1 protein-coding gene is annotated in these 26,960 nt (G+C 65.5%); it reads right to left on the reverse strand.

The annotated features are described in order from the left end of the window. A complete protein-coding gene (locus tag JLZ96_RS00585) occupies nt 1-26,754 on the reverse strand; it encodes a non-ribosomal peptide synthase/polyketide synthase (RefSeq protein WP_201009340.1) in 26,754 nt (8,917 codons plus the stop codon). Nucleotides 26,755-26,960: the final 206 nt, after the last annotated feature.

Consider the following 26,960-nt stretch of genomic DNA (forward strand, 5'->3'; position numbering starts at 1 on the left):
TTATGGATATGTATTGCCCAGATGTGCGTCGACAACCGGACCGATCACCGAGACAGCATCGGGATTGGTCATTTCGTTGTGGAAAACGTCCACACCGTGGATGACGATATCTCCTGACACGTACGGTCGCCATTCCTGTGGTGACCGAACAATTCCGTCACTCGCGCCTTTCGTTGCAGAAAAGAACAAAACATTTCCGTCGAACACGTCCGGGATGAACTCGGCCATGATTCGCGTCGAGTTCTCGAATCCTGCATTGATTCTGCGCAAATGATCCGCCGTGACACCGGTGGTCTGCCCCAGGGATTCGTCGAGCAGTTCGACACCACGTTCGTAGGTCAACGGCTCGGACGACGCCTGAGCAGTCAGATCCAGCCCCAGACCCGCGAGCAGGTTCTCGACGCTCAGCTCACCGTCGGCCGTCTCGTCATGGCCGTCGACGTAGCTGTCCAGCAACGCGAGAGTCTGCACTTCGCTGCCGGTGCTGCGTAGTTCCACGGCGATCGCATGGGCGAGCGAACCACCGAGCGACCACCCGAGCAGGTGGTACGGACCGACCGGCTGGACAGCCCGGATCTCGTCGGCGTACCGGTGCGCGAGGTCTCGAATCGAGCCGAACGGCGTGCCTTCCACGATGCTGGGCAACTGCAGGCCGTACACGGGACGGTCGTCACCGATCTGGGACACCAGGCCCGCATATCCCCACGACAACCCGATTCCGGGATGGACGCAGAACAGTGGTTCCTTGGAGCCTGTGCTGCGCAGTGGGATGACCACTCCGAACACCGAATCCAGTTGCGCACCGGACGAATCGACGTCCGACGCGACCCGAGCCGCGAGCCCTGCCGGGGTCGGATCGACGAACAACGCCTGCAGCGGGACGCGAACTCCGACCGCGTTCTCGATGGCCGGGCCGATCTTGGTTGCCACCAGCGACGTGCCACCGAGCTCGAAGAAGTTGTCGTCCATACCGACTCGTTCGACACCCAACACCTCGGCGAACGCGTCGGCGATGGCTGCTTCCAGATCGGTACTCGGTGCACGATACGGCGTCGTCGACACCGTCAGTTCCGGCACCGGGAGCGCGCGTCGATCCAGCTTGCCCACCGGAGTGAGTGGGATGTCGGCGAGTTCGATGATCGTCGACGGGACCATGTGGCGCGGAAGAACGGTCGCGACACTGTCGCGCAATGCCTCGACGTCCACCGATGCACCCTCGGCCGGCAGGACGTAGGACACGAGAACCGTATCTCCCGACGCCGCATTGTGACCGATGGTCGCCGCGAAGCCGACCTCGTCGTGATCGGTGAGCGCGGAATCGATCTCGCCGAGCTCGATACGGAATCCGCGGACCTTGACCTGGAAGTCGCTGCGTCCGACGAACTCGAGCACACCGGTACTCCCCCAGCGCACGACGTCACCGGTTCGGTACATCCGCTCACCGGCGGTACCGAACGGGTCTGCGACGAAGCGTTCGGACGTGAGCCCGAACCGTCGCAGGTATCCGCGTGCCGTACCGGGGCCTGCGATGTACAGCTCGCCCGACACCCCGGCCGGGACCGGCCGCAGACGTGCGTCAAGCACGAGGAACCGGAATCCGGTACCCGGCCGGCCGACGTCCACCGTGCCGCCTGGCATCAACGGACCGCCGACACTCGCCTGAATGGTCGTCTCGGTCGGACCGTAGCCGTTGAACATCTTGCGGCCCGGTGCCCACTTCGCCACCAGCTCCGGAGTGCAGGCCTCGCCGCCGACGGCGAGGACGCGGACCGTGCCCAAACGCGTCTCGTCGATCGAGGACAACGCCGCCGGAGTCAGGAATGCGTGTGTGACATGTTCCGTTTCGAGCAGGTCGGCCAGTTCGCTGCCACCGAACGTTCCCGGCGGCACGATCACCACGGTGGCGCCGACGCCGAACGCCATCGTGAGCTCGTACACCGAGGCGTCGAAACTCGGCGAGGCGATGTGCGACACCCGCGAATCCCGGGTGGGACGGAATCGATCGATCACCTCGGCCTGCAGGTTGGCCAGGCCCCGGTGCCGCACTGCGACGCCCTTCGGGCGACCGGTCGAACCCGAGGTGTAGATCAGGTACGCCGGGTGGTCGAGGTGCAGCGTCGCGGTGCGCTCGGCATCGGTGACTGCGGCCACGGGATAGCGAGAGAGCTCCGATGACGTCTCGGGATCGTCCAGGACGAGCCACGGCACGGTGTCGGGCAGCGACTGCCGACTGTCGACGTCGGTCAATCCCATTGCCGCACGCGAATCTTCGAGCATGTGCGCAATGCGGTCGGCCGGGTAGTTCGGGTCGACCGGCAAGAATGCCGCACCGGTCTTGGCGACCGCCCACACCGACAGAACCGACTCGATGGACCGAGGCAGTGCCAAGGCGACGAACGTTTCCGGTCCGACGCCGTAGTCGATGAGCATTCGCGCGATTCGGTTCGACCAACTGTCGAGGTCGGCGTAGGACAGGCTCACGCCCCGATACGTGACGGCGACCGCGTACGGGTCGAGCGCCACCGAGGCGGCGAGCATTTCCGGCCACGTTCGCAACGCGACGTCGGCCGACCCGCGAGCTGGTGCCAGAGCCTGCTTCTCGTCGGCACCGAGAATGTCGATATCCCCCACCGCGGTGAGCCGATCGCTGCCGACGGCGTCGAGTACGCGAACCAGTCGCGCCGCGATCGCATCGACGGTGGACGCGTCGAACAGCGAGGTGGCGTAATCGAACGCTGCCTCGAATCCGGTCGGTCGCCCGTCGTCGTCGAAGGTCTCGGACACCAGGAGTTGCAGATCCTGCTTGGCCACGGGAACGTCGAAGTCGAAGCCCTCCACGCGCAGATCCGGTAGCTCGAGTGACGCCTTCTCGTTGTTCTGGAACGACAACGCCACCTGCGACAGCGGTGCATACGCCGTCGATCGCGTGGGATTGAGCACCTCGACGATGCGCTCGAACGGCATCTCGGTGTGATCGAAGGCGTCGAGGTCGTGTGCTTTCACCTGCGTGAGCAGATCCACGAACGAGGCGGAGTCGTCGATCCGGCTGCGCAGCACCAAGGTGTTGACGAACATGCCGACGAGATCGTCCAGTGCCGCGTCGCCGCGCCCTGCCACCGGAGTGGTGATCGCGATGTCGTCGGTACCGCTCAGGCGCGCCAGCACCACCGCGAACGCGGCGTGCAACACCATGAACATACTGACGTTCTGCTCGCGGGTGATCTCGACGAGTGCCCGATGGATCTCGGCGTCGACGGTGAAGCGAACCCGGCCACCCCGGAAATCCTGCGTGGTGGGCCGCGGGCGATCGGTGGGCAACGGCAGCAGATCGGGTAGACCTGCGAGCGCCGTCGACCAGTACTCGAGCTGGGCCGCGGCTACGCTCGACTCGTCCTTCTCGTCACCGAGCAACGAACGCTGCCACAGCGTGTAGTCGGCGTACTGCACCGGCAGGGGCTCCCAGCCCGGCGCTCCTCCCGCGGTGCGCGCCGAGTACGCGAGCACCACGTCTCGTGCCAGCGGTGCCATCGAGGCTCCGTCGGCCGCGATGTGATGCACCACCATCGCCAGTACGAAGACGGGCTCGGCATCGGTATCGGCACCGACGACGTGGAACAGCTCGACGTGCACCGGAATCTCGGTGGTCACGTCGAATCCACGACCCGCCAGGTGCGCCACCCGGTCGGTCAGCACACCGGCATCGATCGATTCCGGCTCGACCACCGGAGCTACCTCCACGGCCGGATGTACGAGCTGGACCGGGAAGTCCGGTCCGTCCGGGAACGTCGTCCGCAGCGATTCGTGCCGCTCGAGTACGTCGACGACTGCCGCGGCGAGGGCCGCAGTATCGAGCTGCCCGGTCAACTTGACGACCAGTGGCACGTTGTACGCCGCCGAGGTGGTGTCGAACTGGTTGATGAACCACATGCGTTGCTGTGCGAGCGACAGCGGGATGTGATCAGGACGTTGTGTCGCAACGAGATTCGGACGCTGCGTCCGTGTGGACGTTGCGCCGACCGCGCTCGCCAATCCGGCGACAGTCGGCATCTCGAAGATCGTGCGCACGCCGATCGTGGTGCCGAGTTCGGCATTGACGCGAGCGATGACACGGGTGGCACTGAGCGAGTCGCCACCGAGCTCGAAGAAGCTGTCGTCGGCACCGACCCGATCGACGTCGAGAATCTCGGCGAACACGGCGGCCACGGTGAGCTCGGCCGGCGTGCTCGGCTCGCGGTACGACGTCGCCGACCCGAACTCGGGCACCGGCAACGCGGACCGATCGAGTTTTCCGACCGGTGTGAGCGGAATGGCGTCGAGCACGACGATGGCTGCGGGAACCATGTGCGACGGCAACATGGCGGCCAGGTGGTCACGCAGGACACCGGTATCGAACGCGTCCGCCGCGCCCTCGGTGGTTCGTACGTACGACACCAGGACGGTCGCTCCCGAGGGACCCGGAGTGCCGAAGGTCGCGGCGAAGTCCACGGACGGATGCGATGCGAGCGCCGCGTCGATCTCGCCCAGTTCGATGCGGAAGCCGCGGACCTTGACCTGCGAATCACTTCGACCGACGTATTCGATCGTCAGATCCGGCGACCACCGCACCACGTCTCCGGTGCGGTACATCCGCGCGCCGGGTGCGCCGAACGGGTCGGCGACGAATCGCTCCGCCGTCAGACCCAATCGATCGTGGTAACCGCGGGCGAGTCCGACACCCGCGAGATAGAGCTCACCTGCGACGCCGACAGGAACGGGCTGCAGCCGTGAATCGAGCACCACCTCGTACACGCCGCGAACAGGACCACCGATCGAGACGGTGTCACCTGCAGTCATCGGGGTGCTGATGTTGGACATGATCGTGGCCTCGGTCGGACCGTAGCCGTTGTAGAGATTCCGGCCCGGGGCCCACTTCGCGACCAACTCGGCCGGTACGGCCTCGCCGCCGACGACGACGTCGGCGAACGTGTCGAGCCCGCTCGGGTCGACCGACGCCAGAGCCGACGGGGTGATGAAGCCGTGGGTGACCGACTCCGCTGCCAACAGTGCCGCGAGTTCGTCGCCGCCGTACACGGTGGGCGGCACGATGATCATCGTCGCGCCGACGCCGAAGGCGAGTAGGTACTCGAGCACAGATGCATCGAAGCTCGGGGACGAGACGTGCAGTGTGCGTGAGTCCTTGGTGATTCGGTATCGCTCGCGCTGCTCGGTTGCGAAGTTGTCGAGACCGGAGTGCGTGACGACGACACCCTTGGGCACACCCGTCGAACCCGAGGTGTAGATGGTGTACGCCGCGCTCTCGAAGGCGATGCGTCCGTTCCGCTCGGTGGCGTCGATCGGCTCGTCGCTGACTGCGTTCGGGCCGTCCGTCGCCAGATCGTCGAGGACGATCCAGGGGACGGTCGACGGCAGGTCGTCGAGATGGGCGCGGGTGGTGACGCCGAACGTTGCTCCGGAGTCGGCCAACATGTGCTCGATGCGATCGGCCGGGTAGTTGGGATCCACCGGTACGAATGCCGCGCCGGATTTTGCGACGGCCCAGACCGTCAGCACCGATTCGATCGACCGTGCGATGCCGAGTGCCACGAAGGTCTCGGTGCGCACGCCGTGGCCCAGCAGAATTCGAGCGAGTCGGTTGGATCGACGGTCCAACTCCCGGTACGTCATTTCGCCGTCGGTGCTGCGCAGTGCGATGGCGTCCGGGTTCACCGCGGCAGCGTCGGAGAAGATCTCCGGCAGCAGCCGGGCCGAGCGTCCATCGGGTCCGAACACCGGTGCCAGCGAGGCGAACTCGGCGTCACCGAGGAGTCGCAGCCGTCCCAGCGGCTGCTGTTCGTCCTCGAGCACGGCGTCGAGGACACGCTCGACGCGATCGACGATGGCGTGCACGGCATCGACGTCGAACAGGTCCGGCAGGTACTTAGCCTTCAGGTTCAGGCGTTCGTCGACCGACGAGACCAGAGTCAGCGGGTAGTGCGCTGCGTCGGTTCCGAGAATGTCGGTGACCTGCATACCGGCGAAATCGGTTGCCGCAGAAGCGCCGGCCCGGTCGACGGGGTACGACTCGAACACCGTCAAGGTGTCGAAAGCCACGCCTGCACCCGCTGCGCGTTGGATATCGGTCAGGCCGAGGTAGTGGTGATCCAACAGCGATGCCTGCTCGGCCTGAACCCGATCGACCAGTGCACCCAGCGTTTCGCTCCGGTCGAGCGTGACCCGGACGGGCAGGGTGTTGATGAACAGCCCGATCATGCCCTCGATACCCGGAACCTCCGGCGGACGACCCGACACCGTCGCACCGAACACGACGTCCTCGCGTCCGGTGAGGGTGGCCAGCACGACGCCCCATGCGGTCTGGACGAGGGTGTTGAGGGTCGATCCACGGCGAGCAGCGAAGTCACGCAGTGCCGCGGTGGTCTCGACCGACAACGACCGCTCGGTCTCCTGCGACACGGTGGACAGTTGCCGGCCACGATCGTCGGTGACCAACAGCGTGGGTTCTTCCACGCCGGCCATGGCACTGACCCATTGCGCGGTGGAGATCGCCACGTCGCGTTGGCGCATCCAGGCCAGGTAGTCCCGGTAGGCAGGAATGCGCGGCAGCATCGAGTCGTCGGACTCGGTGACGTAGAGCGTGATGAGTTCCTTGACGACCAGCGGCGTCGACCATCCGTCCAACAGGATGTGGTGGTTGGTCAGCAGCAGACGCCAGTGATCGTCGGCCAGGGTGATGAGCGTGAACCGCAGCAGCGGTGCCCGGTCCATCTCGAAGCGCACCGCACGGTCGGCCTCGAGAACTGCCTCGAGGGCCACCTCGACATCGGGCTCCCCCCGAAGGTCGATCTCGGACCACGGAACAGTGACCGAACTCTGCACGATCTGCAGTGACTCGCCGTTGCTGTTGTGTACGAACGCTGCTCGCAGGTTGGGATGGCGAGAGACCAGTTTGTCGACGGCAGCATGCATCCGCGTCGCATCGACAGTTCCCCGGAGCTCGAGCCCCAGCTGAACCATGTACGCGTCGACACCCGAACCGGCACTGCCGATCTCGCCGGCCAGGCGAGCGTGGAACAGCAAGCCGGCCTGCAGAGGCGACAACGACCACACGTCGTCGAGATTCGGGAACTGCTCTTCCAGAGCATCGATGGATGTCTGATCGATGTCGACCAGCTCGAGATCCGACGGCGTGAAGCCGCCCGCACCGTCGGCCGAGGCGTGCTCGGTGATCGAGGTGAGGGCCTGCGTCCACAGTTCGATCAACCTGCCGACCTCGTCGGCGTCGAGAACGCCCGCGGGGAAGGCGAACGTCGCGTCGAGCTGCGGGCCGTCGGGGGTCGAGGTGGTGACAGCGTTGATGTCCAGCGCCGCAGGCACCGGCATATCCGGATTCTGCGCGTCGCCGAGCTCTGCGTCGGCCACCGGGATCCAACCCACGTCGTCCATGCCTTCGGTGGATCCGGTGGAGAACCGGCCGAGGTAGTTGAAGCTGACCTGTGGTGCGGCGAAGCCGGACAGTGCCTCGGCAGCAGCGGAATCGAGGTACCGCAGCATGCCGTAGCCGATGCCGTGATCGGGGATCTCGAGCAGCTGTTCCTTGATGGTCTTGACCAGGGCACCGGCCGACGCGCCGCCCGCCAGAGCGTCGGCGACGTCGAGCGACCCGAGATCGAGACGTACGGGGAAGATGGTGGTGAACCAGCCGACGGTCCGACCGAGATCGGCACCGGGCACCACCGCGTCCTCGCGGCCGTGGCCCTCGAGAGTCACGAGAGCGTCCCGCACCGCATCGCCGCGTTCGCGACGCCACGCCGTCAGGGCCAGAGCCAAACCGGCCAGCAGGCCGTCGTTGACGCTGCCGCGGAACACGTCCGGGACAGTGGTCAACAGGCGCTCGGTGACCTCGACCGGCAGGGACGTGCGGACACGCTGCACGGTGGCGTCGACGTCGATTCTCTTGTCGAGCGGGCGAGAACCGATCGTCGGGTCGGCTCCGTCGAGGATCCGACGCCACAGTCCGAGCTCGTCGGTTCGGGCGGCCGTGACCTCGGTGAGTCCGGTGGACCACCGACGCATCGAGGTACCGATCGGAGCCAGTTCAGGCTCCTGGCCGGCGACGATCCGACTCCATGCCGTGGCGAGGTCGGGAACCAGAATGCGCCAGGACACGCCGTCGATCACGAGGTGGTGGGCGACCACGAGCAGTCGACCCGAGCCATTGGGGCTCTGGAACCACACCATCTGCACCATGACGCCGTCGGCCGGAACCAGACGATCGGCAGCGGCGTCGAGCTCGGCCGCGGCAACGACGGAGAATTCGGGGCCGTCGACGGATTCGACCGAGACCGCGTGAAGGACGCTCGCAGCCGAGACTGTTCCGACCGGAGACACTTCCTCGTGCCACTCCCCGTCCGCGTCCTGGTAGAGGCGCGCACGCAGCATGTCGTGACGATCGAGCACCGCTGCCACCGTGCGTTCGAGCGTCTCGCGCTCGATGCCGACCGGAAGCTGAAGCAGCGCTGTTTGTGTGTAACGGCCGAATTCGGTGCTGCGGTCCAACATCCACCGCACGACCGGGGTGAGCGGCATCGGGCCGACTCCCCCACCGTCGAGTTCTTCGAGCACCACGGCGTCGCCGCCGAGAACAGCGACCTCCGCGAGAGCGGCCACGGTCTTGCGCTCGAAGATGTCGCGGGGAGCCAGCACCAGCCCGGCGGCCTTGGCGCGCGAGACCAACTGGATCGACATGATGCTGTCGCCGCCGAGTGCGAAGAACGAATCGTCGACGCCGACGGTATCGAGCCCGAGAACGTCCGCGAACAGACCGGCCAGGATCGATTCGACTTCGGTTGCGGGCAAACGACTTTCGGTGACGTTTGCCGAGAAGTCCGGTGCCGGGAGTGCACGGCGATCGAGTTTGCCGTTGGCGGTCAGCGGCAGCTCGTCCAGGACGATCAACGCTGCGGGCACCATGTACGAGGTCAACGAGTTGCCCACGAAGTCGAGAACGGCCGCATGGTCGAGTGCACGACCGGCCTCGGCCACGACGTAGCCGATCAGGCGATCACCGAAACCGTCGTCGCGGACGGCGACCACGGAAGCCGCTACCCCGTCGAATGCCAGTAGCGCGCTTTCGATTTCGCCCAGTTCGATACGGAAGCCGTGCAACTGGACCTGCATGTCGCTTCGACCCAGGTATTCGAGAGCCCCATCGCGATTCCACCTGGCGGTGTCACCGGTGCGGTACATACGCGCACCCGCATCGCCGGAGGGGTCGGCAACGAAACGTGTTGCGGACAGCCCTGCTCGGCCGAGGTATCCGCGAGAGAGCTGTGCCCCGGACACGTACATCTCCCCGACCACGCCGGGCGGAACAGGATTGAGGCGGGTGTCGAGTACGGCGACACGCAGCGCCGGGATCGCCTGGCCGATGACGCTGGCCGAAGCGGACGCCGCGAACTGCTCGGTCAGAGCCAGGTGGCTCACGTGGACCGTCGTCTCGGTGATGCCGTACATGTTGACCAGGGTCGGCGAGGTCTCCTCGTGCCGTGCGTACCAGCGACCGAGCTGCCCGAGATCGAGTGCTTCACCACCGAAGATGACGTACCGCAGCGACAGTGCGTCCGATCCGTCGGCGGATCCACCGGCCGCGGTTGCCACACGATCGGCTTCGGCGAACTGGTAGAACGCCGTCGGTGTCTGGTTGAGAACCGTGACCTTCTCACGAATCAGCAACTCGCGGAACAGTTCCGGCGAGCGTGCGGTGTAGTAGTCGACGACCACGAGAGTCCCGCCGTGCAGCAGTGGTCCCCACAGTTCCCACACCGAGAAGTCGAACGCATAGGAGTGGAACATGGTCCACACGTCGCGGTCGTCGAAGTGGAACAGATCCGTGGTGTTCGCGAACAGCGTCGCCACGTTACGGTGCGAGATCTGCACACCCTTGGGACGTCCGGTACTACCCGAGGTGTAGATGACGTAGGCGATCGAATCGGCATCGGTGGTGCCGATGCGGTCGGCGTCGGTCAGCGGGGCTCCGGACACGTTTGCCAGCTCGGCGACCGCTTCGGGTGCATCGAGCAGCAGCATCTCGACATCGGAATCAGGCACCGATGCACTGTCGGCGACGGTGGAGATCACACAGACCGGTGACGCGTCGTCGAGCATGAAGGCGAGCCGGTCGGCCGGATAGCCGACATCGATCGGGAGGTAGCCGCCGCCGGATTTGACGACCGCCAGCAGAGCAACGATCAGCTCCTCGGTGCGCGGCATCGCAACCGCCACCAGGGACTCCGACGTCACACCCCGCGACACGAGGATCCGTGCAAGTCGGTTCGAGCGGTCGTCCAGCTCGGCGTAGGTCAGCGAGCGATCGCCGAACACGACTGCCTGTGCTTCGGGGAACTGCGCAGCGGCAGCGGCGAAGCGGTCGGCCAGTGTCGCATCGGTCGCCGTGTGTCCATCGTGGTTCCACTGCCGGGCCATGGCGTCGAATTCACCCGGCAACAGGATGTCGATGTCGCCGACAGCACGATCGGGATCGGTGGTCACGCCGGCGAGGACGGCACCGAATCGAGTCGAGAACTCGTCCACGGAGATCTCGTCGAACAGGTCGACCGCATAGGTGATCGCAGCGGTCATACCTGCCGGAGCACCGGAGTCGTCGAACCGTTCCGCGACGGTCAGCTGGAGGTCGAACTTCGCGACGTGGGCGTCGATGTCGACGGCCTCGACGGTGAGTTCGGGTAGCTCCAGTGCCGCCGAGGTGTTGTTCTGGAATTCGAGCAGTACCTGGAACAACGGCGAGTGATCGGTGGAACGGGCCGGATCGAGGACGTCGACGAGACGCTCGAACGGCACGTCGGTGTTGTCGAACGCCGCCAAGTCCGCGGCACGGGTCCGGCGGAGCAGCTCGGTGAACGAGAGATCGGGCGCTACCTCGGTGCGCAGAACCAGAGTCCCGACGAACATGCCGACCAAATCGTCGAGCGCTGCGTCGCCGCGCCCGGCGATGGGCGTGCCGACTGCGATGTCCTCGGTCCCGCTGAGGCGAGCCATGAGGATCGACCATGCTGCATGCATGGCCATGAACACGGTCGCGTCGTTCGCGCGGGCGAGGTCCACCAGGCCGGCGTGGACGTCTGGCTCGATCTCGAACCGAACACTGTTGCCGCGCATCGACTGCCGTGCCGGGCGAGGATGGTCGAGCGGAAGCGGCAGCAGCTCGGGTAGATCCGCGAGAGTGGACTTCCAGAACCCCAGCTGCTGTGCTGCTACCGAGCTCGGGTCGGATTCGTCGCCGAGAACCGAGCGTTGCCACATCGCGAAATCGGCGTACTGAACGTCGAGTGGTGCCCACATCGGAGCTACTCCCGACACGCGAGATCCGTATGCCACCATGACGTCTCGGGCCAGCGGTGCCATGGACGCGCCGTCGGCGGCAATGTGATGCACGATGATCGACAGCACGAAATCTTCGGGTGCCGTTCGGTACAGAACGGCCCGGAAGGGCAGGTCCTTCGACACGTCGAATCCGCGGGCGGCAGCGGACGAGATCGCGGTGACGATCTCGGTGGCATCGACGTCGACGACGTGCAGATGGGTCGTCGCCGCGTCGGTGCCGAGAATGTGCTGCTCGGGCCGATCGCCGTGCGAGGGGAACACGGTGCGCAGCGACTCGTGCCGCGCCAGCACGTCACCGATCGCAGCGTTCATTGCCTCGATGTCGAGACGGCCTGTCAATCGAACCGCGAGCGGGATGTTGTAGGCGGCCGAGTCGACGTCGAACTGGTTGATGAACCACATTCTCTGCTGAGCCATCGACAACGGAATCGAGCTCGGGCGAGGCTTCGCAGTGAGCGCCGGACGGCGCGCGGCATCGGCCGGGTTGCTGTGCACTCGCACCGCCAACGACTCGACCGTGGGGGCCTCGAACAACGCACGAACGCTGACAGCGGTGTCGAGGGCTGCATTCACCCGAGCGGTGAGGCGGGTGGCGCTCAGCGAGTCTCCACCGAGATCGAAGAAGCTCGAGTCGATGCCGACGCTGCCCACGCCGAGAACCTCGCCGAAGATGTCGGCGATGATTCGCTCGGTCTCGTTGCGAGGAGCGCGCGAGTCGCTGCCGAGGTGCAGATCCGGGGCGGGCAGCGCCTGTCGATCGAGCTTGCCCGCGGGCGTGAGCGGGATCGACTCCAGGGCAACGAACGCCGTCGGAATCATGTGTGTCGGAAGCGAACTCGACGCCCGAGTGCGCAGCGTCGTCACATCGATTTCGTGGCCGGGCCGCGGAAGAACGTAGGCGACCAGGATCGTGTTTCCGGCAGGTCCGTCGACACCGATCGTCGTAGCGAATTCGACTGTCGGATCATCGGTCAGCACCGCGTCGATCTCGCCGAGCTCGATACGGAAACCGCGCACCTTGACCTGGAAGTCGCTGCGTCCGACGTATTCGAGGGTGCCCGACTCGGTCCACCGCACGACGTCGCCGGTTCGGTACATACGCTCGCCGGGCTCGCCGAACGGGTTCGCGACGAACCGCTCTGCCGTCAGACCGAATCGCGAATGGTAGCCACGCGCCAGGGCGGGGCCGGCGAGGTAGAGCTCTCCTGCGACACCGACCGGTACCGGATGCAGACGCGAATCCAGCACTACTTCGCCGAAACCGATTGTCGGCGAGCCGATATCGATGGGCGAGCCCACGTGCAGCTGGTCACTGACGGAGGAGAAGATGGTGGCCTCCGTGGGGCCGTACGCATTGAACATGCGCCGGCCCGGTGCCCACCGTGCGACGAGCTCGGGCGGACACACGTCGCCACCGGTTGCAACGACGCTCAGTTCGGTCAGACCGTCGGGGTCCACCGAGGCGAGGGCCGCGGGAGTCACGAACGCATGCGTGACGTGCTGCTGCGCCAGGAGCTCGCCGAGCTCCACGCCGCCGTATACGGAGGTGGGTGCGATCACCATCGTGGCGGCACCCGAGATCACCATGGCCAGCTCGAGAATGGATGCATCGAAGCTCGGTGACGCGAACGCGAGAACCCGAGCGTTCGGAGTCACCTCGAAACGAGACCGTTCTTCCTCGGCCAGGTTGGCCAGGCCGCGATGAGTGACGGTGACGCCCTTGGGAACTCCGGTGGAGCCGGAGGTGTAGATCAAGTACGCGACCTGGTCGATGTGTACCGGCCGAGTGCGGTCGGAGTCGAGAACCGGTGCGGTCGAACGGTTCGCGAGATCGCGGCGAGTGTCGTCGTGGTCGAGGACGGACCACGTAGCCGAGCCCAGACCATCGACGGCACCGACGTGTTCGGTCGACGTGACGCCAATGGACGCGCCGGAGTCGACCAGCATGTGCTCGACTCGATCACGGGGGTAACTCGGATCGATCGGCAGGAAGGCCGCACCGGTCTTGGCCACGGCCCAGATTGCGAGAACCGATTCGATGGAGCGTGGCAAAGCAAGTGCCACAACGGTTTCCGGACCTGCTCCGCGGGCGATCAATGCACGCGCCAGCGCAGACGACCGAGTATCCAATTCGGTGTAGGTCAGTGTCCGACCTGCGCTCCACACTGCCGTACCACCGGGGTTGCGGGCAGCAGCATCGGTGAGGATGTCCGGCAGGAGGCGCTCGGTCGTGGAAGCGGGACCACGTACCGGGGCCAGCCTGTTCGATTCCTCCGAGGACAGCAGCGACAGCGATGCGACCCGTTGGTCGGTGTCGGTCGCGATCGCCTCGAGAACACGCACGATTCGATCGACGGTGGCGACGACGACACTGTGCTCGAACAGCTCGGGCAGGTACTTGGCTTCGATGTGCAATCGGTCGTCGACCATCGCGACCAGGGTCAGCGGATACTGTGCGGTGTCGCTGCCGTCGTGCACGTCGTGCACCCGCATGCCGGCGAGATCGGTCTCGGCCGACAGACCCGCGCGGTCCATCGGATACGACTCGAACACGGTGAGCGTGTCGAACGCGACCGCGGGACCGACGGCACGCTGGATATCGGTCAGGCCCAGGTAATGGTGATCGAGCAGCGAAGCCTGTTCGGCCTGCACCCGATCGAGGTACTGGCCGAGTGTCTCGGCTGGATCCAGCACGATGCGCACCGGCAGCGTGTTGATGAACAGACCGACCATGGACTCGATATCCGAGACCTCCGGCGGACGTCCCGAGACGGTGGCACCGAACACGACGTCCGTGCGACCGGTCAACGTGCCCAGCACCATCGCCCACGAAGCCTGCACCATCGAGTTCATCGTGATGCCGCGTGCCCGGGCGAGACTGCGCAGTCGTTCGGTCTGCTCTATGTCCAGGGAAACCAACGCGCGGCCGGCCAATGTCGACTCCTGGCGACGGCTCTCGACCGGCGTCAGCAGGGTGGGTTCGGCGAGACCCGCGAGGGCTTCCGTCCATGCCGCACGAGCTGCCGAGTGATCACGCCGCGACAACCACGACAGGTAGTCGCGGTACGCGGGTACACGCGGAAGAACGGCGTCGTCGCCGTCCACGACGTAGAGCGTGAGCAGGTCCTTGAGGAGCAGCGGCGTCGACCATCCGTCGAGAAGGATGTGGTGGTTGGTCATCACCAGACGCCACTCGCCCGGGGCCAGCGTCACGAGCATGAAGCGCAGCAACGGCGCCTGTGCCATGTTGAATCGCGTTGCGCGGTCGTCGTGTTCGATTCGCTCGAGCTCGGCTGCGCGATCGTCGACGCTCAGCGACGACAAGTCGACCGAGGTCCACGGCACGTCGACGTCGTGATGCACGATCTGGATGGATTCGCCGTCGTTGTTGTGGACGAACGCCGTGCGCAGGTTCGCGTGGCGCCGCAGTAGGGCCTGGGCAGCGCGGCGGAAGCGAGCCTCGTCGACGTCCCCGCGGAGGTCGAGCACCAGCTGGACGATGTAGGCATCGACGGACTGATCCGACAGTTCGGCATGGAAGAGCAAACCGGCCTGCAGAGGCGTCATCGACCAGATGTCGTCGAGAGTCGGGTACACCCGCTCGAGATCGTCGATGGACTTCTGGTCGAGGCTCACCAGATCGAGATCGGACGGCGTGAACCCGCCGGTCCCCGGCCGCTGAGCGAGCTGCGTCAGCGCGGTGAGAGCCTGCTTCCACAACTGGGCGAGTTCGGTGACCTCGTCGGCGTCGAGCACGCCCGTCGGGAATGCGAAGGTCGCCTCCAACCGCGGTCCGGTCGGTGTGGCCGTGGTGACCGCGTTGATGTCGAGCGCAGCGGCGACCGGCAGGTCCTCGTCCTGGGAATCACCGACGCCGGAGTCGTCGACCGGCAGCCACCCGTGTCCGCGGAGCTCGTCCGGAACGTCGGTGCTGTATCGACCGAGGTAGTTGAAACTGACCTGGGGTGCCGGGAAGTCACGCAGTGTCGCACCGGCCTCCTCGTCCAGGTAGCGGAGCATGCCGTACCCGATGCCGTGATCGGCAACGGCGAGCAGCTGCTCCTTGACGGACTTGACCAGCGCTGCTGCCGCGTTCCCGCCGGCGAGAGCGTCGTCGAGGTCGATCCCGTCGAGGGTCAGTCGAAGTGGGTAGATGGTGGTGAACCAACCGATGGTGCGGCTGAGATCGGCTCCCGGAACCACATGGTCCTCACGGCCGTGGCCCTCGAGAGAGATCAGTGCGTCGGACACGACGACACCGCGGTTTCGTCGCCACACGGCTGTCGCCAGAGCCAGAGCGGCCAGCAGACCGTCGTTGACGCTGCCGTGGAACGCCTCGGGCAGAGCCGTCAACAGGCCCTCGGTGACATCGGTCGACAGAGTGACTTCGACCTTGTCCACCGTTCGATAGACGTCGATCTCGCGGTCGAGTGCGCGTGAACCGATGAGCGGATCGGGATCGGCGAGCGCGTCGCGCCATACTGCGAGCTCGTCCGAACGCGTTGCGGTGACCTCACGCAGGCCGTGCGCCCAACGACGCATCGAGGTACCGACCGGGGCCAGTTCCGGTGTGCTGCCGCCGAGGATCTGAGCCCACGCCGACGCGAGGTCGGGCACGAGAATTCGCCACGAGACGCCGTCGATCACCAGGTGGTGCGCGACGACGAGCAGTCGGCTGCCTTCGGAGCCGGCGTCGAACCAGACCATCTGAATCATGACACCGGCATCGGGTGCCAGACGATCCACTGCTGCAGCGGCTTCCGACCTGGCCTGATCCGAGAACTCCGGTCCCCGAACACTGTTCGACTCCACCCGGCGGACGACGGACTGCGCCGTCACGGAACCGATCGGGAGCACCTCCATCGACGGCTCTCCGGCACGGTGCAGAACTGCACGGAGCATGTCGTGGTGATCGAGGACGGTCTGAACGGTTGCTTCGAGAACGTCGAGCTCGATATCGGACGGCAGTGTCAGCACGGCAGTCTGTGTGTGCTTGTCGAGTACCGACGTGCGGTCGAGCATCCAGTGCACGATCGGGGTGAGCGGGACGTCTCCGACGCCACCGCCGGGCAGCTCGTCGAGCACGAGCGGAACGGTCCCGTCGCCGGCGGCGACGACCTCGGCCAGTGCGGCAACGGTTTTGTGCTCGAACACATCTCGCGGCGACAGAGCCAGCCCTGCCGCTTTTGCGCGGGAGACGAGCTGAATCGACATGATGCTGTCTCCGCCGAGCGCGAAGAAGGAGTCGTCGACTCCGACGCGATCGAGGCGGAGCACCTCGGCGAACAAACCGGCAAGCGTCTTCTCGACGGCATTGTCGGCGTCGCGTCCCGAGGTGACCTGAGCGGACCAGTCGGGTTCGGGGAGGGCTTTGCGGTCGAGTTTGCCGGCCGGAGTCAACGGGATCGACTCCAACATCACGAACGCCGAGGGCACCATGTGCGCAGGCAGCACCGACGCCGCATGATCACGCAGCACACCGGCATCGAACGACGCACCGGCCGCCGGCAACACATACGACACCAACACCGTCGACCCCGCCGCGGACTCACGCCCGACAGTGACCACGAAATCGACACCCGACACCGACGCCAACACCGAATCGATCTCACCCAACTCGATGCGGAAACCACGCACCTTCACCTGAAAATCGCTGCGCCCCACATACTCCAACGCACCCGAGGCATTCCACCGCACCACATCACCGGTGCGATACATCCGCGAACCCGCACCACCGAACGGATTGGCCACGAACCGCTCCGCCGACAACCCCGACCGCGCGTGGTACCCACGAGCCAACGCCGGACCCGCCAGATACAACTCACCCACCACACCCACGGGCACCGGATTCAACCGCGCATCCAACACCACCTCCGCGAAACCGATCGTCGGCGAACCGATATCGACCGACTCCCCCACCACCAACGCCGACGAAATCGACGAGAAGATCGTCGCCTCCGTCGGACCGTACGCATTGAACATCCGCCGACCCGGCGCCCACCGCGCCACCAACTCCGGCGCACACACATCACCACCGGTGACCACGACCTCCACCGAATCCAACCCCACCGGATCCACCGACGCCAACGCCGCAGGAGTCACGAACGCATGCGTGACCAGCTCCTCGGCGAGCAACGACGCCAACTCCACCCCACCGAACACCATCGCCGGCGCAATCACCATCGTCGCCCCACCCGAGAACGCCAACACGAACTCGAGAATCGAAGCATCGAAACTCGGCGACGCGAACGCCAGCACCCGAGACGACGGCCCCACACCGAACCGAACCCGCTCCTCGGCAGCCAAGTTCCCCACACCACGATGAGTGACCACCACACCCTTGGGCACACCAGTGGACCCCGAGGTATAGATCAGATACGCCGCATCATCGAGACGCAACACACCCGAACGCTCGGCATCCAACACCGGAGCAGGCGAAGCGAACGCCAGATCCGCCACCACATCGGCATCGTCGAGCACCACCCACGACACCCCACCCACACCGGACACCGCATCCAGATGCGCACCCAACGTCACACCCACCACAGCACCGGAATCGACCAACATGTGCTCGATCCGATCCACCGGATAATTCGGATCCACCGGCAAGAACGCACCACCGGCCTTCGCCACCGCCCACACCGCCACCACGGACTCCACCGACCGCGACAACGCCAACGCCACGAACGACCCCGGACCCACACCACACGACATCAACACCCGCGCCACACGCGACGACGCCGCATCCAACTCCCCATACGAGAGCACCCGAGAACCCGACACCACCGCAACACCACCGACACCAGCAACACCGACCGCACCAGCCAACAACTCCGGCAACACCACACCCGCAACAGAACGCGGACCACGAACCGGAGCCAACGCTGAGTACTCGTCGCTCGAGAGGATGTCGATGTCGCCGATGCGAACGGACGGCGTGGCCGTCACAGCGTCGAGGATCCGCACCAGACGATCGGACATGACACGCACGGTGTCGGCATCGAACAGTTCTGTGGCGTAACGGAAGCTGGCTTCGATGCCGACCGGGTTCCCGGAAGCGTCGAACTCCTCGGAGACCGTGAGCTGCAGGTCGAAGTTGGAGATGTCGTTGGGCAGTTCGATGCCCTCGATCGACAGCCCGGGCAAGGTCACCGTCGGTCGATCGGTGTGCTGGAACTCGAGCATCACCTGGAACAACGGGGCGTGAGCGGTGGACCTGGCGGGGTCGACGGCGTCGACGACCCGCTCGAACGGCACGTCCGCGTGGGTGAAGGCCGCCAGGTCGACGGTGCGCACATCCGCCAACAGATCCTCGAACGGGGTCGACCCGGGCACCTGGGTGCGGAGGACGAGCGTGTTGACGAACATGCCGACGAGCTCGTCGAGTGCGGCATCGCCTCGCCCGGAGATCGGTGTGCCGACCGAAATGTCCTCGGTACCGGACAGCCGTGCCAGCAGCACGGCCAGAGCGGCGTGCACGATCATGAACGAGCTCGAATTGTGCTGCGCGGCAACGGCGACGAGCCGAGCATGCACTGCGGGATCGATCGCGAACGAGACGGTGTCGCCGCGCAAGGACGCCACTGCCGGACGCGGACGATCGGTCGGCAACGGCAGCACTTCCGGGCTACCCGCCAACGCGTCGACCCAGTACGTCACCTGCTTCGCCATCAGGGAGTCGGGATCGGATTCCTCGCCGAGGAATCGGCGCTGCCACAGCGCGTAGTCGGCGTACTGCACCGGCAACGGTTCCTGGCTCGGCGCATGACCTGCAGCTCGGGCGCTGTACGCCACCATCAGGTCGCGGGCGAGCGGCGCGCTGGAGAAGCCGTCGGAGGAGATGTGATGGACCACCATGACGAGTACGTGTTCGTTCTCGCCCTGACGGATCAGGCGGACGCGCAACGGAACATCGGCCACGACGTCGAAGCCGGCACCGGCGACGGCGCCGATGAGCTCGGCGACCTGCCGGTCGTCCTCTGCGGGAACCGGAGTCAGGTCCGGAACGGCCGATGCCACGTCGAGGACGGACTGCACGGGGCCGTCGTCGGTGAGCGGGAACATCGTTCGAAGAGACTCGTGGCGTGTGAGCACGTCCGCTATGGCCGAGCGCATCGCGTCGACGTCGAGGATGCCGCTCAGGCGCATCGCGAACGCGACGTTGTAGGCAGCCGACTCGGTGTCGTACTGATTGATGAACCACATCCGCTGCTGTGCCAGAGACAGCGGCACCACCGCGGGTCGTTCCTGTGGCACCAACCGAGGCGTCGGTGCGGAGTCCTGTGTGCTGACGTCGATGCCCGCGGACAGCGATCGAACAGTCGGTGAATCGAACAGATCTCGGATGCCGATGTCGGTTCCGAGGGCGGCATTGACGCGTGCGACGAGGCGCATCGCGATCAGCGAGTTGCCGCCGATCTCGAAGAAGCTCGAGGTCGCGCTGACCTGTGCGACGCCGAGCAGATCCGCGAAGACGCCCGCGACGATCTCTTCGACCGGATTCTCCGGTCCGACGAATTCGGACGCAGCAACGGTGAACTCGGGGGCCGGCAGTGCCTTTCGGTCGAGCTTGCCGCTGGCATTGAGAGGAAGTGAGTCGAGTACGACCACATGCGAGGGCACCATGTACCCCGGCAGCCGGCGTCCGGCTTCGGCGATCACCTCGGCCGAGTCGACCGCGTGACCGGACGCGGAGACCACGTAGGCCACCAACGTCTCGCCGGTGTTCGGATCCTTGTGCACCAGAGCGATTGCCTGGGCGACGGACTCCGAGCGCAGCAGCACCGCTTCGATCTCGGGAAGCTCGATACGCAGACCACGCAGCTTCACCTGGAAGTCGGTACGGCCGATGTACTCGAGTTCGCCGTCGGCGCGCCAACGAACCAGGTCGCCGGTGCGGTAGAGACGTTCACCCGGCTCGCCGAACGGATCGGCGACGAAGCGATCGGCGGTGAGATCGCCGCGGCCGACATAGCCGCGAGCGAGCTGAACTCCGGCCAGGTACAGCTCCCCGGGAGCACCGATCGGGGCCGGTCGAAGCGACGCGTCGAGCACGTACAGACGGGTGTTCCAGACCGGAGAACCGATGGGAATGGACACGCCGTCGTGGCCGGTGACGTGGTAGTAGCTGACGTCGACGGCGGCCTCGGTAGGACCGTAGAGGTTGTGCAGCTCGGCCTGGGAGAACTGCGCGAACTGCGCGGCGGTGGCGGGCGGAAGTGCTTCGCCACTGCAGAAGACGAGCCGTAGTGACACACAGTCCGCAGCCCGAGCTCCGGCTGCGAACACCGCGAGCATCGACGGCACGAAGTGCGCGGTGGTGATGTGTTCGGCCGCGATGATCTTCGACAGGTACACCGGGTCGCGATGGCCGTCGGGCTCCGCCACGACGAGCTTGGCACCGACCTGTAGGGGCCAGAAGAACTCCCACACCGATACGTCGAACGTGGCCGGGGTCTTCTGCAACACCGTGTCGGCGGGCGCGAGGTGGTACTCGTCCTGCATCCACAGCAGTCGGTTCACGATGGCCGAGTGCGTGACGGCGACGCCCTTGGGTCGGCCGGTGGAGCCGGAGGTGTAGATCACGTAGGCGGTGTTGGCTCCGTGCAGGCTTCCGAGGCGGTCCTGGTCGGTGATCGTGGAGCGGTCGCGATCGGAGACGTCGAGAAGATCCACCGCGAGAACAGGAGTGGCGACCGCGATGTCGATCCAATCGCGGCTCGTGGTGAGAATGCACACCGGCTGAGCGCTCGACAGCACGTAGGACGATCGCTCGACCGGGTGATCGGGGTCGATCGGTACATAGGCACCGCCGGCCTTGACGATCGCGTACATACCCACGAGCAGATCGATCGAACGTCGGATCGCGAGCCCGACGTGGGACTCGGGCCCTACACCCAGTGAAATGAGATGCCGTGCAAGCTGATTGGCGCGCTCATCCAGCTCCAGGTAGGTGATGTGCTCGTCCTCGAAGACGAGGGCGGTCGAGTACGGACCACGCAGCACCTGACGGTCGAACAGACTGCTCAGAGTCATGTCGACGGCCCCGGTGTGGAGCTGTCGGTGGACCGGATCCTCGATGAGACGTGCAGTGTCGTTCCACTCGAACAGTACGAGTTCTCGTTCGGCCGGGGACAGAATGTCGATGTCGCCGGTACGAATGTCCGTCGAGCTGCCGATGGTCGCGACGATCCTCAGGAACCGGTCGACGAAACGGTCGATGGTCTCGGGATCGAACAGATCCGTTGCGTACGTGAACGACGCCGACAGGGCACCGGACTCGTCGACCGGTTCCTGGTCGACGCGAAGCTGCAGATCGAATTTCGCAGTGTCGGTACCGATCTCCTCGAATTCGACGACGAGTTCGGGCAGCTCGAGCACGGCGGTGGCGTTGTTCTGGAATTCGAGGAGCACCTGGAACAGGGGTGAATGATCGGTCGACCTGGCGGGATCGAGTACGTCCACGAGCCGCTCGAACGGAATGTCGGTGTTGTCGAACGCCGCGAGGTCGGAGCTACGAGCGCCGGCGAGCAGTTCGGCGAAGCTGGCCTGTGGCTCGACCTGCGTGCGGAGAACGAGGGTTCCGACGAACATTCCGACGAGATCATCGAGTGCTGCGTCCCCTCGGCCGGCGATCGGGGTGCCGATGGCGATGTCCTGGGTACCGCTCAGGCGCGCGAGGAGCACGGCCAGAGCGGAGTGCACCACCATGAACAGAGTCGACTCGTGTTCGGCAGCAACCGAAGACAGGCGAGCTGCGACATCGGCCGGAATGGTGAACGGTGTGACGCTGCCGCGCATCGACTGACGGGTGGGGCGTGGTCGGTCGAGCGGCATCGGTAGTACGTCGGGAAGGTCGGTCAGCGCGGACTTCCAGAATTCGATCTGGCGTGCTGCCACGGACGTGGGGTCGTTCTCGTCGCCGAGCACCTCGTGCTGCCACAGCGCGAAGTCTGCGTACTGCACCGGCAGTGGCGTCCACGCCGGCTGCGAACCCGCGGATCGAGCACTGTAGGCGACCATGACGTCGCGGGCGAGCGGTGCCATCGAGGCGCCGTCGGCAGCGATGTGATGGACCACGATCGAGAGCACGAAGCTCTCCGGGCCGGTGCGGTACAGAACCGCCCGGAAAGGCAGATCGACGGTGACGTCGAATCCCGTTGTGGCGGAGGTACGCACGAGCGCGTCGACGGCATCGGCAGTCACGTCGACGACACGGAGCGGAAGGTTCGGTCCGGTGACCTTCTCGGGCGGAAGTATCACCTGATTCGGCAGGTCGCCCACTGTGGGGAACACCGTGCGCAGCGACTCGTGTCGAGTCAGCACGTCGCCGACGGCAGCGGACATCGCATCGACGTCCAGCCGGCCCGACAGGCGAACGAGTAGAGGAATGTTGTACGCAGGCGAGGATGCATCGAACTGATTGATGAACCACATACGTTGCTGCGCCAGCGACAGCGGAACGGACTCCGGCCGATCGGCGGGAACCAGTGCCGGGCGACGGTGCAGCGATGCGCCCGTCGACTCCGCACGGTCGGCGAGGGTGCGAACCGTCGATGCCTCGAACAGATCGAGAACCCGCAGATCCGTACCCAGAGCTGCGTTGACGCGGGCGATCAAACGCGTTGCGACAAGGGAGTTTCCGCCGAGATCGAAGAAGCTGTCGGTGACGCCGACACGATCGAGCTCCAGTACGTCGCAGAACACGGCAGCCACAGCCGCCTCGTACTCGGTTTCCGGCGACTCCGTGGTGCTCTGAGAACCGAGCTCGGGTTCGGGGAGGGCTTTGCGGTCGAGTTTGCCGGCCGGAGTCAACGGGATCGACTCCAACATCACGAACGCCGAGGGCACCATGTGCGCAGGCAGCACCGACGCCGCATGATCACGCAGCACACCGGCATCGAACGACGCACCGGCCGCCGGCAACACATACGACACCAACACCGTCGACCCCGCCGCGGACTCACGCCCGACAGTGACCACGAAATCGACACCCGACACCGACGCCAACACCGAATCGATCTCACCCAACTCGATGCGGAAACCACGCACCTTCACCTGAAAATCGCTGCGCCCCACATACTCCAACGCACCCGAGGCATTCCACCGCACCACATCACCGGTGCGATACATCCGCGAACCCGCACCACCGAACGGATTGGCCACGAACCGCTCCGCCGACAACCCCGACCGCGCGTGGTACCCACGAGCCAACGCCGGACCCGCCAGATACAACTCACCCACCACACCCACGGGCACCGGATTCAACCGCGCATCCAACACCACCTCCGCGAAACCGATCGTCGGCGAACCGATATCGACCGACTCCCCCACCACCAACGCCGACGAAATCGACGAGAAGATCGTCGCCTCCGTCGGACCGTACGCATTGAACATCCGCCGACCCGGCGCCCACCGCGCCACCAACTCCGGCGCACACACATCACCACCGGTGACCACGACCTCCACCGAATCCAACCCCACCGGATCCACCGACGCCAACGCCGCAGGAGTCACGAACGCATGCGTGACCAGCTCCTCGGCGAGCAACGACGCCAACTCCACCCCACCGAACACCATCGCCGGCGCAATCACCATCGTCGCCCCACCCGAGAACGCCAACACGAACTCGAGAATCGAAGCATCGAAACTCGGCGACGCGAACGCCAGCACCCGAGACGACGGCCCCACACCGAACCGAACCCGCTCCTCGGCAGCCAAGTTCCCCACACCACGATGAGTGACCACCACACCCTTGGGCACACCAGTGGACCCCGAGGTATAGATCAGATACGCCGCATCATCGAGACGCAACACACCCGAACGCTCGGCATCCAACACCGGAGCAGGCGAAGCGAACGCCAGATCCGCCACCACATCGGCATCGTCGAGCACCACCCACGACACCCCACCCACACCGGACACCGCATCCAGATGCGCACCCAACGTCACACCCACCACAGCACCGGAATCGACCAACATGTGCTCGATCCGATCCACCGGATAATTCGGATCCACCGGCAAGAACGCACCACCGGCCTTCGCCACCGCCCACACCGCCACCACGGACTCCACCGACCGCGACAACGCCAACGCCACGAACGACCCCGGACCCACACCACACGACATCAACACCCGCGCCACACGCGACGACGCCGCATCCAACTCCCCATACGAGAGCACCCGAGAACCCGACACCACCGCAACACCACCGACACCAGCAACACCGACCGCACCAGCCAACAACTCCGGCAACACCACACCCGCAACAGAACGCGGACCACGAACCGGAGCGAGACGCGCACGTTCGGCGGCGGAGAGCAACTCCACGTCACCGACGGCACGCTGTGGGTCATTCGTCAGTGCGTCGACGATGCGCACCAGACGACGACCGATCTGAGCAACACTGCCGGCATCGAACAGTTCTGTGGCGTAATCGATGACGACATGCGGAGATTCGGACTCGTGAACCGTGACGACGAGATCGAAATCTATTCCGTCGCGCGGAAGCGGAGACTCCCCGAAGCGGAGCGCGACCTGGGCGAGGGGGTTGTGCGAGCCGGTTTCGGCCGAGCCGAGTGCTCGGGCTATCTCGGCGAAGGTGGCATCGGCGTGGGCCGACGCATCGACGAACTCTGCCGCGGTGGTGCCGACGAAGTCCGAGAACGACTGACGGCCGTCGGGGCGGGTGCGCAGAACAACCGTCTCGCCGCGGCCGGAGGGCACTGCGATCGAGACGTCGTCCGTGGATGCGAGACGCGAAAGAAGAACGGCCACAGCGGATTCGAGCACGACGAACGGGGTGGTCGAGCTGTCGTCGGCGAGTCGGCTCACGGCATCCCACGCTGCGGACCCCAGGGCGACCTCGTGCGACGCGCGAACATGCCCGATGCGCGAAGGCCGGGGGCGGTCGGTCGGCAGCGCGAGCAGGTCCGGCGCATCGGCCAGTCGATCGACCCAGTGGGCTACGTGCGCCGCGGCGCGACGGCGGCGGCGACCTTCGAGGGCGCTGTCCGGATGAACTTGCAGGACGGGCACGTCCGGGCCGGAGGCGATGAATTCGGTGACCATGTCGACGAAACTGGAGTGATGCGTCGTCAGGTCGTTGTCGTCGTAGCGGTTGGGGTTTGCCCGGAAATCGACGAATGTTCTTGCAGGAGTGCCACTCTGGTAAACGTTGACGAGGAGGTCCTCGACCGGGCCGGACGTGACGATGTTGAATTCGCCGACGATCGAGCCGAGCTGAATCTGCTGATGGAACAGCATCATGTTGACCATCGGGCCGGCGAGTTGTTTGTCGCTTCCCGTGGCTGCCAACTCGCGCCGGATATCTTCGATGCTGAACCTCTGGTGCCGCAACGCACCCATCAGCTCGAGCTGTACCTGCTGTACGAGTTCACCGACGGTGGCCTTCTCGGAGACGCGCATCGGAATGGGTGCGACGTTGACCAACATTCCGCCGGATCGACGGAGGAGGGCCGTGGTGCGCGCGGACACGGGGATGTTGACCAGGACGTCTTCTCGCCCGGTCATGCGCGAGAGGTAACAGCCGAATGCAGCGATGAACACCGCGGCGGCGGTCCCACCCTTCGTCGAGTCCGACGCTTCGAGTTCGGTGACGACGTCATCGGGCAGTGCGACACTGCGCAGCTTGCTGGCCGCGATGGTACGACCGGGTGTGTTGGACAGCGTGGCACCGTCGTGGATGCCCGCAGCCCTCGATGTCCAGTACTCCTTGTCCGTCTCGAAACGAGTGGACGTCCGGTACTCCTGATCGAGGTCGTACAGTCGCCGAAGTTCGGCTGCCTTGTTCGGCTCGGGTTCGACATTCTCGACCGCTGCGGTGTAGAGCGCGGCGGTGCGCTGGACCAGTGTCATGGCACCGTAGCCGTCGAGGGCGACGTGGTGGATCTTGCTGTACCAGAGGTTGCGTTCGTCCTCGACCTGAAGGATCCAGCTGTCGACGAGCGGATCGTTCTCCATGTCGACCGGCTTGACGTAGTTCTCGTCTATCCACGCCAGCGCCGACGCCATCGGATCGTCTTCGCCGCGAAGATCCAGGTAGTGCACCGACTGATCTATGCCGTGGTCGACCGTCTGAACCGGCTCCCCGTCGACCTGGGCCAGGCGCAGGTAGGCCGACTGGAACTCGTGCCCGGCGCGGGCCGACGCCTCCTGGAGAACCGCTATGTCGAGTGGTCCGCGCAGATCGACGTATTGGGCGATACAGACAGCGACGTCAGGCGCGAGTTGTTGCGCAAACCACATTCCGCGCTGCGCCGAGGACAGCGGGAAGGAATTGTCGAACCCTGTTCCGGTCGGCGGGACCTGAGAGCCACCGGTGGTCACTGCGCGCATTCACTTGCCTTTCGGCGGGACGGAGGCACCGGCAAAAGCCGACGTCGAACCCGTGGAATCGGAGCCTTCGGCCGGGTGAGAGATCTCCGGCCGCGGCGGCGTCTGCGCGCGATTGAGCAATTCTGGCGTCCGTTCTGGTCTGCGTTCGTATCGGTCCACACACACTCGATGGCGGTTGTGGGGCTGTTTGGATTCGTCGCCTGGAG

This window comes from Rhodococcus sp. NKCM2511, assembly GCF_014905595.1.
GTDB lineage: Bacteria > Actinomycetota > Actinomycetes > Mycobacteriales > Mycobacteriaceae > Rhodococcoides > Rhodococcoides fascians.

What these genes read in the sequence shown, in the direction of transcription:
- JLZ96_RS00585 (WP_201009340.1), bottom strand. Translation starts at nt 26,754, where the DNA reads ATGCGCGCAGTGACCACCGGTGGCTCTCAGGTCCCGCCGACCGGAACA.